The sequence below is a fragment of the Confluentibacter sediminis genome (genome assembly GCF_003258355.1).
GTDB lineage: Bacteria > Bacteroidota > Bacteroidia > Flavobacteriales > Flavobacteriaceae > Confluentibacter > Confluentibacter sediminis.
Genome location: NZ_QKPO01000086.1, coordinates 1 through 415, shown reverse-complemented (window position 1 = coordinate 415; position 415 = coordinate 1). Strand labels below are relative to the sequence as shown.

Genomic DNA, 415 nt, shown 5'->3' with positions numbered 1-415 from the left:
GCAGACCGAGAAACTGTTGCGCTCCTACGTGGACGTGGAAAGTTCCGGCGCACGCGATCAGATAGCCACGGCACGAATCGAAACCATCGAGGCGCTGCAAGTGCTCGAACAGACCGCCGCCGGCGAACTCAGCCGGGCGGTAAGCGCCAAGACGTTGGGCATTACGGCCGACTCCGACGCCATCCAACGGTTGGCCCGCATGGATGGATACGACGACGTCGCACCTTCGCCTGTGCCTTCCTCGGCTGCTGATGAAGGACGGCATGCACCCAGTCAGACTCCATCTGGCGGCCCGGCTCACCAGTCGGACCAGAAAACGGACGCACAATGAAACTCTCCAAATCAAAAATCATCGGACTGATCGCCCTGCTTGCGGTAGTGGGCGTGGTCTGCGGCACGCTGGTGTGGCGGCAAT

At 61.4% G+C, this 415-nt stretch carries 1 protein-coding gene; it reads left to right on the top strand.

All coding sequences use genetic code 11. From position 1 onward, the window contains the following. Window positions 1-331 (top strand): hypothetical protein (locus tag DKT72_RS19045; RefSeq protein ID WP_220628170.1); only part of this gene is annotated, 331 nt, incomplete at its 5' end. Window positions 332-415: the final 84 nt, after the last annotated feature.